This window comes from Ruthenibacterium intestinale, assembly GCF_040096265.1.
GTDB classification, from domain to species: Bacteria; Bacillota; Clostridia; order Oscillospirales; family Ruminococcaceae; genus Ruthenibacterium; species Ruthenibacterium komagatae.
Map to the genome: position 1 here is coordinate 1 of NZ_JBBMFA010000055.1, position 6,174 is coordinate 6,174.

The following is a 6,174-nucleotide window of genomic DNA, read 5'->3' on the forward strand; positions in this document are numbered from 1 at the left end:
GGCGTCGGCATGGCCGACGCCCACTTGAAAGGAGTACTCCTATGAGTCGTTATTTGATGGGTATTGATAATGGAGGTTCGGAAATCAAGTGTGCAGTGTTTGATTTGGAAGGCCGTGAAATATCGGTTGCGGCCTGTCGCCTTCCCATTTCCATTCCTGCACCCGGCTATACGGAGCGCAACACACTGGAGGTATGGACAGCCAACGTCGCCGTCATCCGTGAAGCACTGGAAAAGGCTGGTGCGTGCGGAAAGGATATTCTTGCTGTGGGACTGACCGGGTACGGAAACGGCCTGTGTTTGGTTGATGAAAATGGGGAGCCTACCTATAACTGTATTATCTCTACTGATAATCGAGCAGCTGCCTACTGTGACCGGTTCGCAGAAAACGGTGCAGAGCGGGAGATTTATCCTATGACGTGCCAGACAATATGGTCTGCCCAGCCGGCGGCATTGTTACCCTGGTTTAAGGAACATCAACCCAGTGTACTGGAGAAAAGCGCTCACTGCCTTTCAATCAAGGATTATATTCGCTTCCGCTTGACAGGCGAATATGCGTGTGAGGTTACAGACGCGTCCTCGGGATGCCTGCTGAATTTGCACACACGGCAATTTGATCCGAATATTTTTAAGGCACTTGGCATTGAGGACTGTCTGCGGCTCATGCCACCCTGCTTGGAGAGCACAGCGATTAGCGGGTATGTCACCGCGCAGGCGGCAGCCGCTACCGGCTTGGCCGAGGGCACACCTGTGGCAGGGGGCTACTTTGACATAGATGCCGGCGCGTTGGCGAGCGGCGTATTGGACGACAGCGTGTTGTGCCTGATTGCGGGCACGTGGTCTATTAATGAGTATCTGAAGAAAAACGTCAATACGGATTATGAAAAAAATGCCAATACCGTGACCCTCTCATTCCTGCCAGGGTATTTTCTGGTGGAGGATTCCAGCCCAACCTCGGCCAGTAATTTTGACTGGTTTGTAGAAAAGTTTCTCGAGCCGGATAGACCGGGAGTTCCCCGAAAACAGCTTTATCAGGAATGTGATACTCTGGTGGAAAAAACTGACCCGTTCGACAATGATATTATTTTTGTGCCATATCTGTTCAGTTCTGCGACTAACCCGGATGCAAAAGGGGCATTTTTGAACCTGACCAGCTACCATGACCGCAATCATATATTGCAAGCGGTTTATGAAGGGGTAGTGTTTAGCACCATGTTTCACGTGAAAAGCCTGCAGCGGCCGGTATCTGATTACCGGGTTGCACGCTTATCCGGAGGTGTTGCGAAAAGTCGCGTATGGGCGCAAATGATGGCAGACGTACTGCAGATGCCGGTGGAAACGCTGAAAAGCAGCCAGCTCAGTGCGCAGGGGGCAGCCATGGGCGCGGGCGTTGCCTGCGGAGTATTCGGTTCGCTTGAGGATGCCGTGGAGCACATGGTACAGGTAGGCGAGCTGTTTTGCCCGAGGCCGGAGTATAGTCGGCACTACGCGAAAAAATTCGCAATGTTTGAGCGCGCTTTAATGGCTTTGGATTTATTCCACACACCGAAAAAGGAGGAATGAACGTTGTTTACTGTCAGTCCCTCTCTTTTGTCGGGAGATTTACTGAACTTGGGCGCACAGCTTGATGCGCTGCGTGGCTTGGAAAATCTGCACTTGGATATCGACGACGGAAATTTTGTAAGGGGAATCAGCTTCGGCATGGATATTGTGCGGGCGGTTGCGGGCCGTACGGATATACCGCTGGATGCGCATTTGGAAGTTTTGAATCCGTGCGACTATGTGGAGGCGCTTTGTGCGTGTGGTGTAAAACGTATTTGTGCGCATGTGGAAGCGCTGCCCTACCCTAGCCTGTTCCTGAGCGCTGCCCGGAAAAACGGCGCTCGATACTGTGGGTTGGCGCTGAATCTTAAAACACCCGCCGAGGTACTGTTACCTTATGTTGACCAGCTTGATTACGTTATCTTTGTAAGTGTCGAAGCGGATTACGACGGCCTGCCGTTCCGTTCCGGAGTACTGGCAAAGGTACGTGCGGCGAAAGCCTTTCTGCGCCCGGAAACTGAAATCTGGATAGATGGCGGCGTAAACGAGTCCAATCTACAAGAAATCGTGACGGCTGGGGTGGACGGACTTGTCATTGGCCGCTCGATTTTCCAGGCACCGAACCCAGTAGCCGCCTATCATCGTATACGTCGGCTGGTACAGGAATACGCCGACAAGGAGGTTTAGGAATCTGTATGTACGAAAAGGAAAAGCAGCAATTAATCGACTGTGCCCGGGAAATGCAGCGCTACGGCCTTGTGGTACTTAGCGGCGGCAACGTAAGCATGCGTATGCCATGCGGTAATTTTTTGGTTACGCCTTCTGCTATGAGCTATGACACTATGACCACGGATGATATTGTACTGATTGATGCGCAAGGGAACACGGTGGAGGGATTTCGGCGCCCCACCAGCGATAAAGATGCTATTCTGTACGTTTTTGCACACCGTCCGGATATTCAGGTTATTCTGCACACACATCAGCCTTATGCCACAGCAGTGAGTTTGGTATGTGACGAGTTGCCGGCAACCCTAGTAACAATTATTGATGAAGTGCACTCCGCAGTAAAGGTGGCGCCGTTTACACCCAGCTCGGATGAGGGCATGGGGATTGCCACCGTGGAATATGCGGGGGATGCTCTGGCGGTTATTTTGAAACACCACGGTGTTATGGCGTATGGAAAAAACATCGACCAAGCACTGACCGCCGCTGTTTATTTGGAGGAAGCCAGTAAAACATATCTGGCTGCGATGAGTACTGGGCGTTCCATTCCTGAGTTATCCGAGCGCCAGATTGCAGAGGAGAGCGCAGAGCGTGGCTATTATGGGCAACCCTGAGCCAAAATCAAGGAAGGGAGTGCATAGGATGGAGCTCTGTTTATTGGCCTTGGATTTGGACGGCACCGCCTGCAACGATCAGGGCCGCCTGGGCGAAGGGACAAAACAGGCGCTGGCCGCCGCCCGGGCCGCCGGGCATGCGGTGGCTTTTGCCACCGGCCGGCGGGACGTGGATATGCTGCCGTTGGGCGAAGATTTTCGCTGCGCGGACTATCTGGTGCTGAACAACGGCGGCAAGCTGGTGCGCACGGCCGACGGGGCGGTGCTGTCCAACACGCTGGTGGACGCGGATGCCGCCCGCACGCTGGCGCAGCGCTGCCTGCAGGAGGACTGGATCCTGCACGTGGTCAGCGGCCTTTACTGGGCCGTGAACCGGCGGGATCAGGGACTTCTGGACTATGTGGAAAAAGTGGGCGTCACGCCGGTGCTGTTCCACAGCCCGGACGAATTGCCCCTGACCGGCATTGAAGGCTTCATGGCTACAGCGGACCGGGGACCCATCTGCCGCTTTATCGACCAGGCGCAGCTGCCTCTGGTGCACGTGCACTCGGAACCGGGCTGCGTGGACATCATGCCGGGCGGCATCACCAAATGGCAGGGCCTGTCCCGCCTGGCACAGCTTTTGCAGGTGCCCGTGCAGCGGGTGATTGCCGCGGGCGACTACAACAACGACTTGGAAATGATCCAAAACGCGGGCGTGGGCGTGGCCGTGCAGAACGCGCTGCCGCAGGTGAAGGCCGCCGCAGATTATGTGACGCCCCACGACAACAACCACGACGCCGTGGCGGACATTGTGGAGAAGTTCCTTCTCCATTCCTGACGAAAACAAACAGAAAAGAGGGTTTTTATGAGCAAAGCGTATTTCATGGGCATTGATACCGGCACCAACTCCAGCAAGGGCGTGCTGATCGACAGCGAATGCAACATCATCGCCACCCATGCCACCGAGCACGCCATGACCAACCCCAAGCCCAACCATTTCGAGCATGACGCCGACAAGGACTGGTGGGGCGATTTCTGCACCATCAGCCGGGCGCTGCTGGAGAAATCCGGCGTGGACCCCAAAGACGTGAAGGCCGTGGGCGCCAGCGCCCTGGGCGCGGACTGCCTGCCCGTGGATGAGCAGTGCCGGCCGCTGCGCAAGGCCATTCTGTACGGCATCGACGCCCGCGCCACCGACGAGATGGCCCAGCTGACCGAGATGTACGGGGAAGAGCAGATCAAAAAATGGTATGGCCGCCCCCTGTGTTCCAGCGACGTAATGCCCAAGATCCTGTGGATCAAAAACAAGGAGCCGGAGGTCTACGCCAAGGCGTACAAATTCCTGACCGGGTCCAGCTTCATCACCGCCAAACTGACGGGTGAGTACGTGGTGGACCGGTTCCTGGGTCTGGCCAGCTTCAACCCGCTGTATGACCAGGAGACCTGGCAGCCCGTGCCCGAACTGTGCGCGCCCATCTGCCGTCCGGACCAGCTGGCCGTGGTGAAGGAAGCCAACGACATCGCGGGCTACGTCACCGCGCAGGCCGCCGCCGAGACCGGCCTGGCCGAGGGAACGCCCGTCATCACCGGCACCGATGACTCCGGCGCTGAGGCCATCAGCACCGGCGTGGTGGAACCGGGCAAAATGATGGTTCAGTTCGGCTCTTCCATTTACATGATCCTGGGCACCAAAGAGCTGGTGGACGACGACCGGCTGTGGCGCGAGCAGTTCATCGTGCCCGGTCTGTGCGATATTTCCGCCGGCACCAACGCCGCGGGCAGCCTGACCAAATGGTATCGGGACACCGTGTTCCCCGATGCGCTGGCTTTGGAAAAATCCGGCGGCCCCGACGCCTACGAGACCATGATGCAGGGCGTGGAGGACGTGCCCGTTGGTTCCGACGGTCTGGTGACCCTGCCCTATTTCGCAGGCGAGCGGACCCCCATCAATGACCCGGACGCCAAGGGTGTGCTGTTTGGCCTGACGCTGGCCCACACCCGTGCCCATATGTACCGCAGCGCGCTGGAGGCCGTGGGCTATTCGGTCAACCAGCAGATCAAGCTGATGGAGAGCCACGACAACGTGGTCATCGACCAGATCTTCGCAGTGGGCGGCGGCGTGAAGAACCCCGCCTGGATGCAGATCGTGGCGGATATCACCGGCAAGACCATCAGCACGCCGGCCGTGACCGTGGGCGCCAGCTTTGGCGACGCCATGATGGCGGCGCTGGGTGTGCATTACGACGGGTTTGAGAATTTTGCCAGCCTGACCAAGTTCATCAAACCGGGCAAGAGCTATGAGCCCAACATGGAAAACCACGAAAAATATAAGAAGTTCCAAAGCATCTACGACCGCCTGTACGAGGCCACCAAGGATCTGGCCCACGAGCTGTCGGAGTAAGCTTCACAAAACCGAAAACCGGCGCCTGAAAAAGGCGCCGGTTTTTTTTTACAAAAACGGGATTGTTCATGTATTGTCTTTTTCTTCTCCACATTTCTTTGACAAATTCATGGCATACTATAGAAAAAAGAAGGCGCAAAAAGCGCTTTTGCAAAGGAGTTTGGAATCGTGCCCTTTTTCTTTCTGCCGGACCGGTACTACATTTTGCTGGTCATTCCGGCCATGCTGGTGGCTTTGTGGGCGCAGATGCGCGTCAAAAGCACCTTTGCCCGGTACAGCTCCGTGGGGCTGTGCAGCGGGCTGACCGGCGCTCAGGCGGCCCGCCGCATTTTGGACGCCAACGGCCTTTCCGATGTGCGGGTGGAAGCGGTGCCCGGCAACCTCACCGACCACTACGACCCCACCCAGCGGGTGGTGCGTCTGTCGCAGGACGTGTATTATCGCAGCACGGTGGCCGCTGTGGGTGTGGCTGCCCATGAGACAGGCCATGCGGTGCAGCACGCCACAGGTTACGCGCCGCTGACCATTCGCAACGCCATCATCCCGCTGACCAACATCGGGTCCACCATTTCCATTCCGCTGGTGTTGCTGGGCTTTGTGCTGGGGTGGCAGCCGCTGGTCAGTTTCGGCATTCTGCTGTTCAGCCTGGTCACGGTGTTTCAGCTCATCACTCTTCCGGTGGAGTTCAATGCCAGCCGGCGCGCGCTGGCCACGCTGGACGCGTACCAGATGGTCACGCCCCAGGAGCACGACGGGGTGCGCAGTGTGCTGAGCGCCGCGGCCCTCACCTATGTGGCCGCGTTGATCGTCAGCCTGGCCAACTTGCTGCGGCTGATCCTCCTGTTCGGCGGCCGCCGGCGGGATTAAGCGTTCTCTGAAAAACAAAACCGGGCGGGCATCCTGATGGGATGCC

The 6,174-nt window shown here is 57.1% G+C and carries 6 protein-coding genes; all 6 read left to right on the forward strand.

Going from position 1 to position 6,174, the window contains the following annotated elements; genetic code table 11:
- Positions 1–41: 41 nt before the first annotated feature.
- The 6 genes from WMO24_RS03210 (at position 42) to WMO24_RS03235 (ending at position 6,128) form a co-directional block, all read left to right on the forward strand.
- The gene (locus WMO24_RS03210) at positions 42–1,562 is read left to right on the forward strand and encodes an FGGY-family carbohydrate kinase (RefSeq protein ID WP_349214896.1); all 1,521 of its coding nucleotides are present in this window, start codon (positions 42–44) and stop codon (positions 1,560–1,562) included.
- A gap of 3 nt (positions 1,563–1,565) precedes the next feature.
- A complete protein-coding gene (locus WMO24_RS03215) occupies positions 1,566–2,228 on the forward strand; it encodes a ribulose-phosphate 3-epimerase (protein WP_349214897.1) in 663 nt (220 codons plus the stop codon).
- 8 nt (positions 2,229–2,236) lie between these two features.
- Positions 2,237–2,878 (forward strand): class II aldolase/adducin family protein, encoded by a 642-nt coding sequence (locus WMO24_RS03220; RefSeq protein ID WP_349214898.1) that lies wholly within the window; start codon positions 2,237–2,239, stop codon positions 2,876–2,878.
- A gap of 28 nt (positions 2,879–2,906) precedes the next feature.
- Positions 2,907–3,698, forward strand: coding sequence for an HAD family hydrolase (locus tag WMO24_RS03225; protein ID WP_349214899.1), 792 nt, complete (start codon positions 2,907–2,909; stop codon positions 3,696–3,698).
- A gap of 27 nt (positions 3,699–3,725) precedes the next feature.
- On the forward strand, positions 3,726–5,261 hold the full coding sequence (locus WMO24_RS03230; RefSeq protein ID WP_349214900.1) for an FGGY-family carbohydrate kinase: 1,536 nt from the start codon (positions 3,726–3,728) through the stop codon (positions 5,259–5,261).
- A gap of 168 nt (positions 5,262–5,429) precedes the next feature.
- A complete protein-coding gene (locus WMO24_RS03235; protein WP_349214901.1) occupies positions 5,430–6,128 on the forward strand; it encodes a zinc metallopeptidase in 699 nt (232 codons plus the stop codon).
- Positions 6,129–6,174 lie beyond the last annotated feature (46 nt).